Below are 17,544 nucleotides of genomic sequence, written 5' to 3'. Positions count from 1 at the left end.
GTGAACGCCCCCGAAACCCCGCCTGAAACCGACCCGGCCGAGCTGTTCGCGCGGCTTTCGGCGGTGCTGGACGACGCCCTGCTCGCGGACCGGCCGGCGCTCGGAAAACGCCTCGCCGCGTTGCAACGCCGCCTCGCCGCCGGCCAGCCAGCCGACCGCCTGCAGGTGGACATCGAAGCGCAACTCGCCCGGTCCCAGGCGGTCGTCGCCGCGCGCCGCGCGGCGCGGCCGGCGAGCATCGACTTTCCGTCCGAGCTGCCGATCACGGCGCATCTGCCGGACATCGCCGCCGCGCTCGCGCAGCATCAGGTGCTGGTGGTGTGCGGCGAGACCGGCTCCGGCAAGACCACGCAGCTCGCCAAGCTGTGCCTGCATCTTGGCCGCGGCCTGCACGGGCGCATCGGCCACACCCAGCCGCGGCGCATCGCCGCCCGCGCGGTGGCGGCGCGGCTGGCCGTGGAGCTGGGCACGCCGCGCGCGGTCGGCTACAGCGTGCGTTTCGACGACACCGTCGCCGACGGCGCGGCCATCCAGGTTATGACCGACGGCCTGCTGCTGGCGCGCACGGAATCCGATCCCGACCTGCTCGCCTACGACACGCTGATCATCGACGAGGCGCACGAGCGCAGCCTCAACATCGATTTTCTGCTCGGCTACCTGCACCGACTGCTGCCGCGCCGGCCGGACCTGCGTCTGGTCATCACGTCCGCCACCATCGACCCGCAGCGCTTTGCGCGGCACTTCGGCGACGCGCCCATCATCGAGGTCTCCGGCCGCGGCTACCCGGTCGAAACGCGCTATCGGCCGCTCGTCTCGCCCGACCCGGACGAGGCCGACCGCACGCTCGCCGAAGGCATCGTCACCGCCGTCGCGGAACTCAGCGCCGAGGGGCCTGGCGACATCCTGGTGTTCCTGCCCGGCGAGCGGGAGATTCGCGACGTGACGGACGCCATCCGCGCCCACGGCACGGCCGACATCGAACTGCTGCCGCTCTACGCCCGCCTGTCGCGCGCCGAGCAGGACCGCGTGTTCGCGCCCGGCCGCCGGCGGCGCGTGGTGCTGGCCACCAACGTGGCCGAGACCTCGCTCACCGTGCCCGGCATCCGGTATGTGATCGACAGCGGGCTCGCGCGCGTCAGCCGCTACGGCGTGCGCGGCCACGTGCAGCGCCTGGGCATCGAGAAGATCTCGCAGGCCAGCGCCGACCAGCGCGCCGGGCGCTGCGGACGGCTCGGCCCCGGCGTGTGCGTTCGTCTGTATGCCGAGGACGACTACGCCAACCGCGCGCCGCACACGGACCCCGAAATCCAGCGCGCGAGTCTGACCGGCGTGCTGCTGCGCATGCACGCGTTGCAACTCGGCGAGGCGGCGGATTTCCCCTTCATGGACCCACCGCCGCGCCGGCAACTGCGCGCCGCCGAGCAGGCGCTGTTCGAACTCGGCGCGCTGGATGCGATTGACAACGGGGGCACGCTCACGCCCATCGGTCGCCAGCTCGCGCGCTTTCCGCTCGACCCGACGCTCGGGCGCATGCTGATCGAGGCGGGCCGCACCGGCGCGCTGCGCGAGGTGCGGGTGATCGCCGCCGCGCTCGCCGTGCAGGACCCGCGCGAACGGCCGCTCGACCAGCGCCAGCACGCCGACCAGGTGCACCGCCAGTTCGCCGACGAGCGCTCGGACTTCCTCACGCTGGTGAACATCCAGCGCGCCTTCGAGGAGGCCGCGCGCCACCGCTCGCAGGCCAAGCTGCGCGCCTGGTGCCGCGAGCATTTCCTGTCGTACCTGCGCCTTCGCGAGTGGCGCGACGTGACCGGGCAGCTCACGGAACTGGCCAACGGCATGGGCCTTCGCGCGTCCACCATCGACGCCGACTACGCCGCCATCCACCGTGCGCTGCTCGCGGGTCTGCTCGGGCGCATCGCGCGCCGGCAGGACGCGCCCGCGGGCCAGAAACGCAGCCGTCAGCCGCGCACGCTGGATGGCGCCCGCGGCACGCAGCTGGCGGTATTTCCGGGCTCGCCGCTGGCCAGGAAACCGCCGCGCTGGCTGATGGCCGCAGAACTGGTCGACACCGGGCGCCTGTACGCGCGCACCGTGGCCGCCATCGAGCCGCACTGGGTGGAGGCCGCGGCGGGTCATCTGCTGCGCCGCGACTACAGCGAGCCGCACTGGGATGCCGGCGGTCGCCGCCCGGTGGCCTTCGAGCGCGTCACCCTGTACGGCCTGACGCTGGTCAGCCGGCGCCAGGTGGCCTACGGAAACATCGATCCAGCCCACGCGCGCGCCATCTTCATCCGCGAGGCGATCATCGACGGTGCGCTCGACGCCGACTGCCCGGCGCTGGCCGACAACCGCCGCCGCCTCACCGCGCTCGAAACGCTGGAAGCCAAGCTGCGCCGGCCGCTGCTGATCGACGAGGACGCGCTGTTTGCGCTCTACGACGCGCGCCTGCCGGCCGACGTGTGGGACGCGCACCGCCTCGCGCACTGGCTGCGCCGCCAGCCGGCGGACGCGCTGCGCCTCGACGATGCCTTGCTCACCACGGCGCCGGCGGAAACCGTGTCCGCCGAGGCGTATCCAGACCGCCTCGCCGCCGGTGGCGCGCTGCTGGCGCTGCGTTACCGCTTCGAGCCCGGCCAGGACGACGACGGCGTCACCGTGCGCGTGCCGCGGGCGCTGCTGGCGCGCGTCGACGACGACGCGTTCGACTGGCTGATCCCGGGCTGGCTTGCCGATAAGTGCGCGGCGCTGATCCGCAGCCTGCCGGGGGCGCTGCGCCGGCAGTTCGTGCCGGCGCCGGACGTGGCGCGGCGGGCCATCGACAGAATGCAGCCGGGCGCGGGGCCGTTGCTGCCGGTGCTCGCCGCGGCACTCACCGAACTTGCCGGTGCGGACTGCCCGGCGTCGGCGTTCGACCTGCGGCGGCTCGAACGGCACCTGCGGATGCGCGTCGAGATCGTCGACGACCACGGCACGCCACTGGCCACCGGACGTGATCTGCCGCAGCTCAAGGCGCGCTTCGGTGCCGCGCACGCGCCGGCGCCCGCGCCCTCCCCCGCCCATCCGCTGGAACGCGACGGCATCACCGCCTGGGACTTCGGCGCCGTGCCACCGCAGATCACCACCCCCGGCCCGGGCGGCGCGCTGCTGCTGCGCTTTCCGGCATTGGTAGACGCCGGCGACAGCTGCACGCTGCGCCTGTTCGATGACGAGTCCGTCGCCACCGTGGCCCACCGCGGCGGCGTTCGCGCGCTGCTGTCCCTGGCGCTGGCGGATCGGCTGCCAACCGCCGCCGACGTGGCGCCGCTCGCTGCGCTCTACCGCCGGCTCGGCACACCCGAAGCGCTGCTCGCAGATCTTCGCCACGCGGTCATCGACAGCGTGTGGACCGAGCCCACGGCGCCGCGCGCGGCGGATGAATTCGCTGCACTGACGCACGCGCTCACGGCGCCGGTGCAGGCGGCAACGGCATCGCTTACGGCCACCGTGACCGACACGCTGCGCCTGTGGCGGGATGTCGAAAAACAACTCGACCGGGCCACCACGCTGCCGCTGCTGGAACTGGCCGCCGATCTGCGCGATCAGCTCGGCCGGCTGGTGTATCCGGGCTTCGTCGCACACACGCCGCGGCAGTGGCTGCCGGAGCTGCCGCGTTATCTGAAGGCCGCCGCGCTGCGCCTGGAGCGCGCGCTGGCCAACCCGGCCGTCGATCGCACCCAGCGGCAGGCGCTGCTGCCGCTGTGGCAGGCGTTCTGGCAAACACACGATGCGCACGCCGCGGACCAGGCCTGGCAGGAACTGCGCTGGCTGCTGGAGGAACTGCGCGTGGACCTGTTCGCGCCGGCGCTCGGTACGGTGCAGCCGGTATCGATCGCGCGCCTGTCCCGATTGCTGGATGCCGCCACTGCCTGAGCACAAATGCGCCGGGCACAAAAAAGCCCGCCTGCGCCGGAGCGCAGGCGGGCTCTTGCCGCGTCCGTGGCGGTCTTACTTCTGGATCGCCGCGATGAATTCGTCGGCCTTGCACAGGTCCGTGAGATACGTCAGCGAGGTCTGGATGGCGGCGTCGTGCGCCTCCTTGCTGCCGGCGCACACGCAGTCTTCGATGACGATGCAGTTGATGCCCTTGTCCACCGCACTCCAGACGGAGCCTTCCACCACGAAGGTGGTGGCGACGCCGATCATGGCGATGTCGGTGATGCCGTTCTTCTTGAGCACCTCTTCCAGGTTCGAGCCGACGAAGGCGCTGATCATGGCCTTCTTGACCACCTCGTCACCGGGCTTCGGCGCCACGTCGTCGTGAATCTGCGCGCCCCAGGTACCCGGCTGCAGCGTCGGACCGCCGGCGCCCAGCATGCGGAAGAAGGCGCCGCGGCTAGGCATGGGCGCGGCATCCGGGCCGAATTCCACGACGATGTGGATGACCTTCATGCCGGCCTTGCGGGCGGCGTCCAGCACCTTGGCGCTGCGCGGCAGGATGCCGGTTTCCTGCACCATCTTGGCAAAGCCGGCGGCCTGCGCCAGCTTGGCGTCCGGGTGGATGATGTCGTTCTGGAAGTCCATCGACAGCAGGGCTGTCTTCTTCACATCGATTTCGATAGCCATCTCACGCTCCTTGTTGGTTGATCGGAAACATCGGGCGCCCGGCGGCGCCCAGGTTGGAAATGCACCCTCAGAAATGCACCTCGAACCGGCTCGGCTCGAAGCCGTCCGGCACGGTCGGCGAGTGCAGCAACTCCACCGACGGCGACACCTCGACAAAGACGAGCGTCAGCAGCATCAGGTTGGCCTCGGCGGGCGGCAGGTTCTTGATGGGGAACTGGTCGAGATAGGCAATCGCCGGCTCGATGCGCGGCAGCAGTGCGTCGTACACGCGCTGTATTTGGTCGAGCGGCGTGCCAATGCGCTTGCTGTGCCGCGCCCGCTCGGTGGGCAGCGCCCAGTCGGCGAGCCAGGCCAGATCCTCGTAGCCCTTGGGCAGGGCGAAAACCGTCTCGCTCATGGCCGGTTCACCCATTCCTGCACGGTGTGCAACTGGTGGCGGACGGCGATTTCCATCTCGCTGATCGGCAGGTGTTTGAGCACGCCGGACGCCATCGCCTTCTGCGCGAATTCCAGCGTGGACAGGTCCTCGTACAGGATGTCGCGCAGCAGCACCTTGGTGTGCTCCTGGGCGAATTTCTGCCCGGCGGTTTCGGCGTCGAGCTGGTAGATGTTCATCTCCCAGGTCGACTCGTCCACCGACACCGGCCAGAAGTTGTAGGTGAAGTACCAGCCGGGGCCGACGTCAATAAAGAAGTTCGGGAAGAACACGTTGATGTCGAACCACCAGTTGGCGCTCTTGTCGGGATTCAGACCCGGCAGGTCGACCATGTCGCCCGGCGCGAAGCTCATGCCGTACTTCCAGGCCAGCGTCTCGGACGGCGTCGGCGTGTGGGCCGGGTTCACCCACACCGAGCCCGAGTGGTGCGGGCCGTAGATGCGCGCCGAGCTCAGCAGGCCGTAGGGGTTTTCCTGCCCGGCGCAGGCGTCCGGCACCGTGTGGCGGTGCACCATCATCACGTGGTAGGCCTCGTGGAAGGCGTCGATGAAGGTCTTCCAGTTGGCCTTGACGCGCGCGCTGTAGCGGGCGATGTGGTTGAAGCGGGCAAACGGATAATCGTCGAGCTGCGTCGCGAGCCCGCCCAGGAACTCGCGCAGGCCGACCTTCGGCTGCGGTTCCCAGTGCACGAAGATGAAGCCATTCCAGGTGTCGGTCGCCACCGGCCGCAGGCCGTAGTCGGCGCGGTTGAGATTGCTGAAGTACTCCTCGCCCGGCACGCCTTTCAGGCGCCCGTCGATGTCGAAGGTCCAGCCGTGGAAGTTGCAGATGAAGCCCTGCGCGTTGCCCTTGTCGCAGATGGCGACCGCCATGCCGCGGTGCGTGCACACGTTGTGGAAGCCGCGCACCTGCCCGTCCTTGCCGCGGACCAGCAGCACCGAGGTCTTCAGCACCTCGATCTCGCGCACCACGTAGTCGCCGGGGTTCGGCAGTTCCTCGACGCGCGCGACTTCGAGCCAGGCCCGGCGGAAGATCTTCTCGCGCTCCTGCTCGAAGAAAGCGGCCGAGATGTACGGCTCGACGGGCAGCGGCGCGGTGCCCATGTCCGGCATCTGGGTGGTGATGTCGGTGTGGAATTTCTCGCCCGGCTTGGTCATGTGGCGTTTCTCCTGCGGTACGGCGGGTCAAGGCCCGTCTTGTGCGGCCCGGAATGGTAAGCCAATTACCGATCGATCAATCGACCGGCTTCCACGGCAGGCGGGCCGGGTCATCCTTGTACCAGCCCTGGATGTTTTTCTTGAGAATCTTGCCGGTGAGGCCCTTGGGCAAATCGTCCACGACCTCGATGTGCTTGGGCACTTCGTACTTGGCAAGGCGCGGCCGGCAAAATTCCAGCAGTTCAGCGGCGCTGACCTTCGCGCCGTCCCGCAGGCTCACGGTCGCCACCACCGCCTCGCCCCATTCGGGGTGCGGCGCACCGATCACGGCCACCTCGCGCACCGCCGGGTGCTCGGCGAGCACGGTTTCCACCACGCTCGGGTAGACGTTGGCGGCGCCGGAGATGATGAGGAAGTTCTTGCGGTCGGTGAGGTAGAGATACCCGTCGGCGTCGAGACGGCCGAGATCGTGCGTGCGCAGCCAGCCGTCCGCAAGCGCCTGCGCGGTCTGCTCGGGCAGGTTCAGATACCCCAGCATGTTGGTGCTGGAGCGGATCCACACCTCGCCCTGCTCGCCCGGCGGCAGCGGGCGGCCGTGCTCGTCGCGGATCGACAGCTCCATGTGCACGCCAGCGCGCCCGCAGGAGGTGAGCAGTTCCGGCCGCTCGCTGAGGCCGCGCAGGTGGTCGTCGTGGTGCAGAAAGCTCACCCAGCCGCCAGTGCATTCGGTGATTCCGTACAGCTGCATCAGCTCGCAGCCGAAGGTGTCCATGGTGCGGCGGATCAGCGCCGGGCGCGCCGGCGAGGAGCCGTAGGTCACCAGGCGCAGCGAGGACAGGTCGTAGCCGCCGCGGTCGTACTCGTCCAGCAGGCGCTGCATCATCAGCGGCACGATGATGGTGGACGTGACCCGATAACGGCCGACGAAGTCGAGAAACCGCACGGTATCGAAATCGCCGTTCGGCAGCACCACGCTCATGCCGTTCACGAGGTTGAACGAACCGAGGATGAACGTGATCCAGCCCGACGCCGTCGGCGGGAACCACACGTCCTCGTAGCGCAGACCAATCGACAGCACCGTGTAGACCATCGAGTCGCGCATGGCGCCCTGGCCGATCATCACGCCCTTCGGCAGGCCCGTGGTGCCGGAGGTGTAGCTGAGCACGATCAGGTCGTCCTCGGCCAGCGCCGGCAGCGCGGGCTGCGCGGGCGCGGCGGCGATCAGCGTCTCGTAGTCGAGTTCGAGCCCGTGCTCGCCGCCGTAGCCGATCAGCCGCCGGCCGTCGGCGCGGATGTCGTCCAGGATCGGCGCCAGCAGCGGCACGCAGTTGGCCTGCACCAGGATCACCCGCGCGTTGCTGTCGCGGATGACGTGCAGCATCTCGCGCGGCGCGTAGCGCCAGTTGATGCCGCAGCGCACGAGACCCGTCTTGTAGCAGGCGTAGAGGTGCTCGTAGACCTCGAGGTGCTCGTGGCTCAGGATGGCGGCGACGTCGCCCGGCTTGAAGCCGAGCCCCTGCAGGGCCGCCGAGAGGCGGTCCGAGCGCTCATGGATGCGCCGCCAGGTGAGGTTGCGATCGCCGTCGTGGTAGGCGATCCGGTCGGGGTAGTGCGCCGCGCAGCGGGCGATGTAGTCACGGGGCAGCATGGCTGCCGCTCCTCCTCGCGAAAATGTGGGGGAAAGGCGGGAGGCGCCGCGCGGACAGCGCCTCCCGACAATGCGGTCAGGCGGGCGCGAACTTCAGCAGCGGCAGCCCCTCGCCGACCTTCTCGAAGGTAGCACGCACGGCGCGGCCGATGCTGAGGTCGCTGTTGGCGATGCCGGTGACGTTGGCCAACAGGCGCGGGCCTTCGGCGAGCTCGATCAGGCACACGTTATACGGGACCATGGCCTCGAAGGCCGGGTCGAACGTGCGGTTCATGATCACGTAGCTGTAGATCTCGCCCTGCCCGGACGCCTGGCGCCACTGCACGGCCGTCGAGCCGCAGTTCTCGCACAGGAAGGCGCCCGGCGCGAGCCAGGTGTCGCAGTCGGGGCAGTGCTGGACCATGACCTTGCCGTCGGCCATGCCCTCGAAGTGCGGGCGGTTGAGGTCATTCAGGACCGGCATCGGCCAGCCGAGCGTGCGCGTGATGTCGTACATGGCGGCCTCCTTACAGGCTGGCGTGGGGACTCGTGATCATGCAGGCGTGGTACATCATGCGTCCGCCGTAGGCGGCGGTGAGTACCAGATCGTGCTTCACCTGCCGCTCGCCGGCGGTGCCGCGTGCCTGCATCACGCCCTCCGACAGCGGCGTGCCGCCCTGCAGGTAGTAGCCCGACAACTGCCCGCCACCCGTGTTGACCGGGAAGCTGCCGCCCGGCGCCGTCTGCCCGGCGAGCGCGAATTCACCCGCCCCACCCGGCGCGACGAAGCCGTACTGCTCCAGTTGCAGCAGGATGCAGTAGGTGAACGCGTCGTACACCTGCGCGCAGTCGATGTCCTTGGGGCCCACGCCGGCCATCGCATAGGCACCCTCGCCAGCCAGTTTGGCGCCGATCTCGATCTCGTTCTCGAAGCCGCGCCGATTGGTTACGCCCCGGTGCCCCTGCCCCATGCCGTGGATGTACACGGCCGGCTGCGGGCCGTCCGCGGCGCGCTCGGCACTGGTCACCACCACGGCGACGGCGCCGTTCACCGGGAACGAGCAGTCGAACAGGTGAAACGGCTCCACCACGTAGGCCGACGCGTGGTGCTCTTCCATGGTGAGCGGCTTTTTCATCATGGCGTGCGGGTTCTTGAGCGCCCATTGCCGGCAAGCGACGGCCACCGCGCCCAGGTGATCCTCGGTGAGCTTGTTCTTGTGCATGTAGCGCCGGGCGGCGAGCGCGTAGGCCGCCACCGGGCCGAACAGGCCGGTCGGTGCCTCGGAACCGAGCTTGCCCATCAGCGGCAGCGGCATGCCGAACGCCTGCTGGGTGCTGACGCCGGGCCGGATCGGCGCGTCCGAGAACACGCACACCACCGCCTTGGCCATGCCGGCCTGCACCGCCAGCGCCGCCTGCTGCACCATCTGCACGCCGGACGAGCCCTCCGCCTCCACCACCGAGCACAGGGTGAGGTTCTTCAGGCCCGCGTAGTCGAGCAGGTCCATCGGCAGGTCCATCAGCGTCGCGACCGGGCTCTTGTTGATGAGCAGGCCGTCGATGTCGGACTTTTTCAGACCCGCGTCGGCGATGGCGCGGTGGATGGCGGTCACGGCGAGCTGCCAGGTCTCGCCGATGTACTGACGGCTCAAATCCGACATGGCAAAGCCACGGATGGCCGCCAGCGGTTTCTTGCTGGCCATGGGTTTCTCCTCTGTGTTGTTCGCTGCGGGTGGCGGCCGGTCCATGGCCTTGAAAGCAAAACCGCCCGGGACTAACCGGGCGGTCCGCACGACGCGGCGGCGGCCAGCCGCCGGCAGTCGATCAGATCAGAAACGCCAGCGTCGGGATGGCCTCGTCGCCGTTGACCAGCACCACCTTTTTCGACGCCAGCCGGAGCGCGCCGTCCACGCGCCGCAGGCGGTGCGTGGTGCGCCCGGCCCACACGCGCATGGCGTGCGTGGACTGCGCCACGATCTCGGTCAGGATGAAGTTCGAGCCAACCTCGTAGCCGTCGTCGGTGCGGTTGATCTCCACGTTGGACAGCAGCCGGCGCATCGGCGAGGCCGGCTCCTGGCTGAACCGGTACCCGGTCGCCAACTGACGCACGCGCGTGGCGAGCCGCGTGCGGTTGTCGTAGATGTGCGACACGTGCGTGTTCGGGTCGTGGCCTTCGGCGCGCGGCACCCAGTACACGGCATCATCAGTCCACAGCGCCTCCCAGTCGGCGTAGCGGGCCTCGTCGGCCAGGCGCGCCTCGCGGTAGACGAACTCGGTCACCTCGCGCTGTTCGGCGGCGCTGACGGTGGGTTCTTCAAGCGTCATCGTGCTCATCGTTCTGTCCTCAGCCGCCCATCACGCGCAGGTAGTGCTGCCAGAAGCCGCGATTCGAGGTCTCGTCGGTCATGTGCGAGGTACGCACGCCGCGCTCGTCGACCTCCTCGCGGTTCAGGCCGCGGCTCAAGTCACACCACGGGTCGCCGGCTTCCAGCGCCTGCTGCGTGCGCTCGGCGATCGACGCGTCGTCCGCCACCAGGAACGAGGCCGGTCCTAGCGCGCCCTCGCTCTGGCGCATGAGGCGGAAATCGAGGCTGTCAGCGCCTTCCAGCAGCATCGGCGTGTGCCACTGCACGCTCTTGTTCACCGCGATGGGCTGGAAGATGACGATGTTCATCTCGGCCAGGAACAGGTTCGGCCAGATGCAGGCGTGCGGCGGGCCAAGATGCATCAACTGCGCGGCGCGCTCCTTGCCGTTGGCCTGCTCCAGCGCCGCGATGTACTCCGGCACCTTCTCCGGCGTGGTGCCGAGCCACTCCAGCGGCTTGGTGTAGCCCCCGGCGAAATCGATCTCGGTGTGGCCATTGCCCCAGTCGCGGATCACACCCTTGATGGCCTTCTCGTCCGACACGAAGCTGTCGTACTGCGAGCGGATGGCGCGCACGAACGACTGATGCGTGAAGCCGACGTGGTAACCGTCGGTGTCGTTCTCGGGCAGCATCTTCCAGTTGGCGCCGTACTCGTGACGCACCCAGCCGGCTGTGAGGCGCAGTTTGCCGGTCGGCGACAGGTCGCAGGCGCGGTCGATCAGTTCCTTGGCGCGGCCGAGGTGCTCGTCGAGGCTCACACCGTCCTTGGCGGCGCTCGCGAAGATGAAGCCGCGGTAGCTGCCGCTACGCGGCACTTCGAGCCCCTGCTTGGACCAGTCCTTCTCGAACCCCCCGGCGTGCGGCACGTCCAGCAGTTCGCCGCCGATGCCGAAGGTCCAGCCGTGGTACGGGCAGGCGAAGGACTTGGCGCTGCCGGACGGCTTGTTGCACAGCAGGTTGCCCCGGTGCTGGCAGCGGTTGAAGAACACGTTGACCGCACCGTCCTGACCGCGCACCACCAGGTAATGCTGGCGCCCGACGGTGCGGGTGATGTAGTCACCGGGGTTCGGCAGCTCGCTGTCGTGGGCCACGAATACCCAGCCGCGGTGAAAAATCTTGTCGAGCTCGTCCTCGAACACGTACGGCTCGGTGTAGAGCGAGCCGTGGACGCGGTCCGGCTGGATCAGCTCGCGGTAACTGGCTGGCGAGAGTCGTTCGATACGCATGCCCCTTGCTCCTGCGTGATGCCGCCGCGAAAGCCCGCGGGCTGTGCCGCCCGTTGGGTGGCGCGTCGGCGTGTTGCGCTAGTGACCGCAAGTTTAACGGTCGTTTGCGATCTTTACCGATTCCGTTTACCGCGCCGTGACCTGCGTCAACCCCGCGCACGGCGCGGCAACGGTCACAGCCGATGCCGCCGGTCTCCCTGCGCGAAGCCGAGCGGCGCCAGATTGCCCAGCCCGCGCGTGAGCCCCAGCACCTTGAAGGCTTCCCCCATCGCCTGCGGAAGCAGCAATTGCCGTGCCTGCAAGGCGAGGTCGAGGTAGTCCGGCGACGCCGGATCGATCGCCTCCAGCAAACCCGGCAGCCCGCAATTGATGAGGAACTGCGCCTGGGTGGTAAAGCCCGCCACCGTCGCACCGGCAGCGTGCGCGGCCTCGGCGATGGCCGTGAAGTCGACGTGCGCGGTGATGTCCTGCAGGCCCGGCCAGCGCAGCGCGTCGTCGTGCGCCTGCTGGCGGTAGTGGCAACGCAGCGTGCCGGTGACGCGCTGCGGGTGGTAGTACTCGGCGCGCGGGTAGCCGTAGTCGATCAGCAGCAGCAGGCCGGCGTCGAGCCGCTCGCACACGCTGCGCACCCAAGCCTCGGCGGCGAGGTTGACCTCCGACACGTAGCCGGCGGGCAGATCGAAGCCGGCGACGCGCGCGGCCAGCCGCGCGTCCTGCGGCGGGCCCTGCACCCACGCCAGGCCGTCGCGGGAAGCCGCCACGTACTGCTCGGCAAGGCCGCCGTCCAACACACAGAACCGCCGCACCGGCATGGCGTCCAGCACCTCGTTGGCAATGGCGGCGCCGGCAAAGCGCTCCGGCAACTGCGTGAGCCAGACCACGCGGTCCATGAGATGCGGCACGCGCGCGGCGATGGCCTCACGCTGACGCTGTTGCAGGTCGGCGCTCAGTTCCAGCAGGCAGTAGCGCGCGGGTGCGCAGCCGAGCGCGTCGAGTTCCGCCAGCAGCTCCGCCGCGAGCGCGCCGCTGCCGGGGCCGAATTCCAGCACCTCGCCGCCCGGCACGGCGCGCAGCACCTGCGCCACCTGCCGCGCCAGCGTGCGCGCGAACAGCGGCGACCGCTCCGGCGCGGTGGTGAAATCCCCGCCCGGCCCGAACTTGCGAAGACCGTTCACGTAATAACCGAGCCCCGGCTCATACAGTGCCATCTGCATAAAGGCGTCGAAGCCGATGCACCCGCCGGCGGCGGCGATGGCGTCCCGGATACGTGCTTCGAGCCGCGCGGACAAGGCCAATGCGTCTGGCTCCGGCGGCGGCAACTCAGGCACGGTTCGCCCCCGTTACACTCCGCGGCCATCGCCCGGTGCCCAGCCGCACCGCACCTTTCCCGGTCATCCGCATGTCGCTTGTGTCGCTCGGTCTCACCGTTGTTGCCTATCTCATGGGCTCGCTGTCGGCGGCCATTGTGGTGTGCCGCCTGCTCGGCCTGCCGGATCCCCGCACCGAGGGCTCGCGCAACCCTGGCGCCACCAACGTGCTGCGCATCGGCGGCAAGTGGCCGGCGTTTCTCACGCTGGCCGGCGATGTGCTCAAGGGCGTGCTGCCGGTGCTGGCCGCGCACGCGCTGCACCTGCCGCCGTGGGGCCTCGCCGCGGTGATGTTCGCGGCCTTTCTGGGGCACCTCTTTCCGCTCTATTTTGGCTTCACCGGCGGCAAGGGTGTGGCCACCACGCTCGGCGTGGTGCTGGCCATGAGCCTGCCGGTCGGGCTCGCCACCTGCGTTACCTGGCTCGGCATCGCGGCCGCGACGCGCTACTCCTCGCTCGCCGCGCTGGTGGCGGTGGGCGTGACGCCCGTCTACACGCTGCTGTGGACGCGCCAGCCGTCGCTGACCGTCGCCACGGCCCTGATCGCCGTGATCCTGACCTGGCGGCACCGCGAGAACATCGCGCGCCTGCGCGCCGGCACGGAAAGCCGCATCGGCCGGAAAAAGGCCGCCGAATGAACCACTGGCTGTTCAAGTCCGAACCGGACGTGTTCGGCATCGACCATCTCGCCGCCCGGCCCAACGCCACCGAGCATTGGGACGGCGTGCGCAACTACCAGGCCCGCAACTTCATGCGGCAGATGAAGGTGGGCGATCAGGCTTTTTTCTACCACTCGAACTGCGATCCGCCGGGCATCGTCGGCATCGTGGAAGTGGTGCGCGAGGCCTACCCGGACCACACCGCGCAGGACCCGGAAAGCAAATACCACGACCCCGCCGCCACGCCCGACAACCCGCGCTGGTTCATGGTCGACGTGCGCCTCGTGCGCAAGCTGCCGCGGCTGGTGTCGCTGGCCGAACTGCGCGACGACCCGGCGTTGATCGAGCTGCCGCTGGTCCGCCGCGGCACCCGCCTGTCGGTAATGCCGGTGCCGGAACCGGCCTGGCGGCACATCATCAGCATGGCGGGCGACTGACGACCGCAACGGTTATCGAAGCGTCCCAGCGCGTCGTGCGTTCTGGGCGGTCACCTTATCGATAGGTCGAAGCCGCCGCCAGTCTGTCGCCTGGCAGCTGGTGGGGCGTCAATCCGTAATCTGCACGCCCTTCCAGAAGGCCACGTGGCCGGCGATTTCTGCCGCCGCGGGTTTCGGGTCGGGGTAGTACCAGGCGGCGTCCTCGTTGCGGGCCTCGCCCACCTGCACGGTGTAGTAGTGCGCCGTGCCCTTCCATGGGCACTGCGTGGTGGTGGCGCTATCGCGCAGCAGGCGCCGGTCCAGCGCGGCAGCGGGGAAGTAGTGATTGCCCTCGACGACCACGGTGTCCGTGGATTCCGCAATGACGACACCGTTCCAGACAGCTTTCATGATGGCGCTCCTCGGCGTTGGGGCAGCAAGCGATGGCGCACGACTCGCCGCCTGTTCATCAACATACGCGAGTTCGGTTGCATGGGCCCGCGCAGCACCGACGTCAGCGCCGTGACCGGCCGCGCACACACTGGCGGCTGGCTTGCGGGGCTGTCCGCGCCCGTTGATGATGGCCGCGCGAGGGCACCGAGGAGGAGGCGACATGCGCGCCGAAGACAACGAAACGCTCACCCGCACCGATGCCGGCACGCCGATGGGCGCACTGTTCCGGCGCTTCTGGCTGCCGGCGCTGGCGTCTGACGAGCTGCCGGAGCCCGACGGCGCGCCGCTGCGCCTGCCGCTGCTCGGCGAGCGCCTGGTGGCGTTTCGCGACAGTGCGGGCCACGTCAGCATCGTCGAGGAAGCCTGCCCGCACCGCCAGGCATCGCTCTACTTCGGCCGCTGCGAGGACGGCGGCATCCGCTGCGCCTACCACGGCTGGCAGTTCGACCGCCACGGCCGCTGCCTCGACATCCCGTCCGAGCCGGCCAACAGCGGGTTTGCCGAGCAGGTGCGCATCCGCGCCTACCCCACCATCGAGCGAGGCGGCGTGGTGTGGGTGTACATGGGCGACCCGGCCAAACAGCCGGCGCCGCCGGAGCTCGAATGGGCGCTGCTGCCGGACAGCCATCTGTTCGTCTCCCGCCGCCTGCAGGAGTGCAACTACTTGCAAGTAATGGAAGGCGGGCTCGATTCGAGCCACCTGTCCTGGCTGCACCGCTGGACGCTGCAGGACGATCCGGTGCTCGGCACCGGCGCCGGCGGGCGTTCGCGCATTCTGGAGATCATCGGCGCCGACCCGAACCCCCGCTACGAAGTGGCGCCGACCGACGCCGGCCTGCTGCTCGGCGCCCGCCGCCGCGCCGGGCCGGGCGAGTACTACTGGCGCATCACGCAGTTCCTGCTGCCGTGCTTCAACCTGGTGGCGCCGACCGGAGAGCTGAGCCTGAACGCCCAGGCCTGGGTGCCGGCGGATGACGAGAACTGCTGGTCCTGGGCGGTGAACTACCACGTCGACCGGCCGCTGACTGCGCAAGAGCGGGACGCGATGGCGCGCGGCGCCGGCCTGCACGTGGAATTCGTGCCCGGCAGCCGGCAGGGCACCGGCCATCGCGGCAACGACTACGGCCGCGACCGGGCGCTGCAGGTGGCGCACAAGAGCTTTTCCGGCGTCCCCGGCGTCGCCATGCAGGACACCGCCGTGCAGGAGAGCCAGGGCCGCATCGCCGACCGCACCCGTGAGCGCCTGGTGTCGAGCGACAACGGCATCATCGCTGCACGCCGCCTGCTGCTCGACGCCGCCCGCGCCAACCAGACCGGCGGCGCTGTGCCGGGGTTGGACCCGCTCTCGCACCGCTGCCGCGCGGCGTCCGTCATCGTGCCGCAGGAGCGGCTTGCGGATGTGCCGCGGGATGCGGTGGTGGCGGGGGTGCGTTCGGGGATCGTGCGCTGAGGCCGGCGTGCGGCATACTTAGCGCTTGGCCGGCAATCGCAGCCAATCTGCAACAAGGGAGAATCATGCGATACATATCAGTTGTCTGTGGGAGCCTGTTTCTTGCGGTACTCGCTGGTTGTGCCCAGACGAGCGCTGTTATGGTGGATGGAAACAAGACCTATGAGTCTGTGACAAATACGCAGATTCTCATGAAGCACCCAGACAAACCATACAAAGAGATAGCCGTCTTGGAATCGAGAGGGCCGGTGGGTACGCCGCTTACGGATTTGCTTGAAAGCATGAGAAAGAAAGGCATGGCGATAGGAGCAGATGCGGTAATTCCAGCGCAGGATGCGAGCGAACAGGCTCCGCAAGGACTGATGTACAACCCGTGGCTCGGCGGATACCAGACTCTGCCCGGCGGCAGGGTGCCAGTTATACGCGGAGTGGCGATAAAATACCAATAGCATGGAGTGGCATTATGTACTTCGACGTATTCAATCCTCTTGAGAAATGGCAAAAGGGTGACTATCCCATTTCGCCATCAGTATATGTGGAATGTATCTCGTCCTCCGCTGACGATGATGGGCGAATACGTATCAGCCACCAACTCATGACTGACCTAGATGTCCCGTCCCGGCCGATTAGATGGTCTTCGATGAAAGAGTTCGGGGTGTGATTGGTGCCAGCCCTGGAGTGTCTGCGCCGGGGTCTGGGCGTTCAGGGCCTGCTGGGGCAGGTGGTGGTTGTAGAGCGTCACGTAGCGGTGCAGGGTCTGTTCGAGGTCGTCGCGGGAGCGGAAGTGGTGCGTGCGCAGCAGGTCGGCGATGCGGCCGTTGAAGCGCTCGACCATGCCGTTGGTCTGCGGCCGCCGGGGCCGCGTCAGGCGGTGCTCGATGCCAAGCGCCGCGCACAGTTGGTCGAACACGTGCTGCCCGGTCGGCGTGCGCTCGCCGGCGGTGACAAAGCGGTCGGTGAATTCCGTGCCGTTGTCGGTGAGCAGGGTCGTGATCCGAAACGGCGCCGCCTTGGCCACGGCGGTCAGGAACGCCTTCGCCGCTCGGGCGCTCTTGTCGGGCTTGAGGGCCACGTAGACCCAGCGCGTGGCCCGGTCGATGGCCACGAACAGGTAACGGCGCCGGTCCTCGTCGGCCAGCTGCGGCAGGTACTTCACGTCGACGTGCACGAAACCCGGCACGTAGTCCTTGAAGGTCTTCACGGGCGCCTTGGCAGGTGCCGGGCGCAGCTGGCGCAGGTTGCCCACGCCGTGCCGGCGCAGGCACCGGTCCAGACCCGACCGCGACACCTCGGCGCACAGGAACTCGCGCGTGACCGCCAGCAGATCGTCCAGCGACAGCAGCAGGGTTTTACGCAAATAGACCACGATCACCTCCTGGCCCGGCGTGAGCGTGGTCTGCAGGCGGTGCGCGGTGTGCGAGCGGTCCTCGACGAAGTCGCGGTGTTTCCAGCGGGCGATGGTCTCCACGCCGACGCCGAAACGGCGCGCCAGCGCCGTCATCGGCGCGTCGCTGGCCTGGATCAGCGCCCGGATGCGGGGTGTGGTCGTCGCGTTCTTGTGCAGCTTGATGTTCATCCCAGGACCTCACGCAGCGCCTCGCGGGCCGTCAGTAAACCACCCCGAACACCGAGAAGGGAAACGTCCGGGATGCGACACCTAGAGGTGGATGCAGCGATAGATGCGCTCGTGCAAGAGCTTGAGGTCGTACGAAAAAAAGCGAAAAAGGAGTTGAAACTTACTCTAGCGCAGCAATTGAAGCGGCCGTGATGTTAGTTAACTAA

The 17,544-nt window shown here is 68.7% G+C and carries 16 protein-coding genes; 5 read left to right on the top strand and 11 right to left on the bottom strand.

The window, feature by feature from the left end:
• Positions 1-3,912: an ATP-dependent RNA helicase HrpA gene (gene hrpA / locus AB7F93_RS07520; RefSeq protein ID WP_428302278.1), complete on the top strand. Its 3,912-nt coding sequence runs from the start codon at positions 1-3 to the stop codon at positions 3,910-3,912.
• Positions 3,913-3,987: 75 nt separating this feature from the next.
• Here hrpA and AB7F93_RS07515 read toward each other — a convergent pair whose 3' ends face one another.
• The 9 genes from AB7F93_RS07515 to AB7F93_RS07475 all read right to left on the bottom strand — a co-directional run bounded on the left by AB7F93_RS07515 (position 3,988) and on the right by AB7F93_RS07475 (position 12,745).
• Positions 3,988-4,605, bottom strand: a complete 618-nt coding sequence (locus AB7F93_RS07515; RefSeq protein ID WP_428302277.1) for a cysteine hydrolase family protein — start codon at positions 4,603-4,605, stop codon at positions 3,988-3,990.
• A 67-nt stretch (positions 4,606-4,672) separates the two neighbouring features.
• Positions 4,673-5,002, bottom strand: a complete 330-nt coding sequence (locus AB7F93_RS07510) for a hypothetical protein (RefSeq protein ID WP_428302276.1) — start codon at positions 5,000-5,002, stop codon at positions 4,673-4,675.
• Positions 4,999-6,198: an aromatic ring-hydroxylating oxygenase subunit alpha gene (locus AB7F93_RS07505; protein ID WP_428302275.1), complete on the bottom strand. Its 1,200-nt coding sequence runs from the start codon at positions 6,196-6,198 to the stop codon at positions 4,999-5,001. The genes AB7F93_RS07510 and AB7F93_RS07505 overlap by 4 nt, the downstream gene beginning before the upstream one ends.
• A gap of 76 nt (positions 6,199-6,274) precedes the next feature.
• The gene (locus tag AB7F93_RS07500) at positions 6,275-7,846 is read right to left on the bottom strand and encodes a class I adenylate-forming enzyme family protein (RefSeq protein WP_428302274.1); all 1,572 of its coding nucleotides are present in this window, start codon (positions 7,844-7,846) and stop codon (positions 6,275-6,277) included.
• 76 nt (positions 7,847-7,922) lie between these two features.
• Positions 7,923-8,342 carry a Zn-ribbon domain-containing OB-fold protein gene (locus tag AB7F93_RS07495; RefSeq protein WP_428302273.1) on the bottom strand — a complete coding sequence of 140 codons (420 nt, stop codon included), beginning with the start codon at positions 8,340-8,342 and terminating at the stop codon, positions 7,923-7,925.
• A 10-nt stretch (positions 8,343-8,352) separates the two neighbouring features.
• A complete protein-coding gene (locus AB7F93_RS07490) occupies positions 8,353-9,528 on the bottom strand; it encodes a thiolase family protein (RefSeq protein ID WP_428302272.1) in 1,176 nt (391 codons plus the stop codon).
• A gap of 121 nt (positions 9,529-9,649) precedes the next feature.
• Positions 9,650-10,159 (bottom strand): aromatic-ring-hydroxylating dioxygenase subunit beta, encoded by a 510-nt coding sequence (locus AB7F93_RS07485; protein ID WP_428302271.1) that lies wholly within the window; start codon positions 10,157-10,159, stop codon positions 9,650-9,652.
• A gap of 10 nt (positions 10,160-10,169) precedes the next feature.
• A complete protein-coding gene (locus AB7F93_RS07480) occupies positions 10,170-11,417 on the bottom strand; it encodes an aromatic ring-hydroxylating oxygenase subunit alpha (RefSeq protein ID WP_428302270.1) in 1,248 nt (415 codons plus the stop codon).
• A gap of 173 nt (positions 11,418-11,590) precedes the next feature.
• Positions 11,591-12,745, bottom strand: coding sequence for a class I SAM-dependent methyltransferase (locus AB7F93_RS07475; RefSeq protein WP_428302269.1), 1,155 nt, complete (start codon positions 12,743-12,745; stop codon positions 11,591-11,593).
• A 71-nt stretch (positions 12,746-12,816) separates the two neighbouring features.
• Between AB7F93_RS07475 and plsY the strand changes: the two genes are divergently transcribed.
• Positions 12,817-13,422, top strand: coding sequence for a glycerol-3-phosphate 1-O-acyltransferase PlsY (gene plsY, locus AB7F93_RS07470; protein ID WP_428302268.1), 606 nt, complete (start codon positions 12,817-12,819; stop codon positions 13,420-13,422).
• A complete protein-coding gene (locus AB7F93_RS07465) occupies positions 13,419-13,880 on the top strand; it encodes an EVE domain-containing protein (protein WP_428302267.1) in 462 nt (153 codons plus the stop codon). The genes plsY and AB7F93_RS07465 overlap by 4 nt, the downstream gene beginning before the upstream one ends.
• A 108-nt stretch (positions 13,881-13,988) precedes the next feature.
• Here the strand turns inward: AB7F93_RS07465 and AB7F93_RS07460 are convergent, their stop codons facing one another.
• Complete coding sequence (locus tag AB7F93_RS07460; protein ID WP_428302266.1) at positions 13,989-14,270, bottom strand: DUF427 domain-containing protein; 282 nt, start codon at positions 14,268-14,270, stop codon at positions 13,989-13,991.
• Positions 14,271-14,472: 202 nt separating this feature from the next.
• On the opposite strand from AB7F93_RS07460, the gene AB7F93_RS07455 reads away from it, so the two are divergent.
• Positions 14,473-15,762: a Rieske 2Fe-2S domain-containing protein gene (locus AB7F93_RS07455; protein WP_428302265.1), complete on the top strand. Its 1,290-nt coding sequence runs from the start codon at positions 14,473-14,475 to the stop codon at positions 15,760-15,762.
• A 65-nt stretch (positions 15,763-15,827) separates the two neighbouring features.
• Complete coding sequence (locus tag AB7F93_RS07450) at positions 15,828-16,211, top strand: hypothetical protein (protein ID WP_428302264.1); 384 nt, start codon at positions 15,828-15,830, stop codon at positions 16,209-16,211.
• Positions 16,212-16,366: 155 nt separating this feature from the next.
• Here AB7F93_RS07450 and AB7F93_RS07445 read toward each other — a convergent pair whose 3' ends face one another.
• Complete coding sequence (locus AB7F93_RS07445; protein ID WP_428302263.1) at positions 16,367-17,338, bottom strand: IS481 family transposase; 972 nt, start codon at positions 17,336-17,338, stop codon at positions 16,367-16,369.
• Between the last annotated feature and the right edge of the window lie 206 nt (positions 17,339-17,544).

It is taken from the genome of Immundisolibacter sp., from assembly GCF_050250495.1.
Classification (GTDB): Bacteria; Pseudomonadota; Gammaproteobacteria; order Immundisolibacterales; family Immundisolibacteraceae; genus Immundisolibacter.
Note: the sequence above shows the minus strand (reverse complement) of the source record. Positions and strands in the feature narration are given on the sequence as shown.

Excerpts from the sequence above, each read along its gene's own strand:
- AB7F93_RS07480 (WP_428302270.1), bottom strand. The coding sequence starts at position 11,417 with ATGCGTATCGAACGACTCTCGCCAGCCAGTTACCGCGAGCTGATCCAG.
- AB7F93_RS07500 (WP_428302274.1), bottom strand. The coding sequence starts at position 7,846 with ATGCTGCCCCGTGACTACATCGCCCGCTGCGCGGCGCACTACCCCGAC.
- AB7F93_RS07465 (WP_428302267.1), top strand. The coding sequence starts at position 13,419 with ATGAACCACTGGCTGTTCAAGTCCGAACCGGACGTGTTCGGCATCGAC.
- AB7F93_RS07455 (WP_428302265.1), top strand. The coding sequence starts at position 14,473 with ATGCGCGCCGAAGACAACGAAACGCTCACCCGCACCGATGCCGGCACG.
- AB7F93_RS07495 (WP_428302273.1), bottom strand. The coding sequence starts at position 8,342 with ATGTACGACATCACGCGCACGCTCGGCTGGCCGATGCCGGTCCTGAAT.
- AB7F93_RS07505 (WP_428302275.1), bottom strand. The coding sequence starts at position 6,198 with ATGACCAAGCCGGGCGAGAAATTCCACACCGACATCACCACCCAGATG.
- AB7F93_RS07510 (WP_428302276.1), bottom strand. The coding sequence starts at position 5,002 with ATGAGCGAGACGGTTTTCGCCCTGCCCAAGGGCTACGAGGATCTGGCC.
- AB7F93_RS07450 (WP_428302264.1), top strand. The coding sequence starts at position 15,828 with ATGCGATACATATCAGTTGTCTGTGGGAGCCTGTTTCTTGCGGTACTC.
- AB7F93_RS07460 (WP_428302266.1), bottom strand. The coding sequence starts at position 14,270 with ATGAAAGCTGTCTGGAACGGTGTCGTCATTGCGGAATCCACGGACACC.
- AB7F93_RS07515 (WP_428302277.1), bottom strand. The coding sequence starts at position 4,605 with ATGGCTATCGAAATCGATGTGAAGAAGACAGCCCTGCTGTCGATGGAC.
- AB7F93_RS07485 (WP_428302271.1), bottom strand. The coding sequence starts at position 10,159 with ATGAGCACGATGACGCTTGAAGAACCCACCGTCAGCGCCGCCGAACAG.
- AB7F93_RS07445 (WP_428302263.1), bottom strand. The coding sequence starts at position 17,338 with ATGAACATCAAGCTGCACAAGAACGCGACGACCACACCCCGCATCCGG.
- AB7F93_RS07490 (WP_428302272.1), bottom strand. The coding sequence starts at position 9,528 with ATGGCCAGCAAGAAACCGCTGGCGGCCATCCGTGGCTTTGCCATGTCG.
- plsY (WP_428302268.1), top strand. The coding sequence starts at position 12,817 with ATGTCGCTTGTGTCGCTCGGTCTCACCGTTGTTGCCTATCTCATGGGC.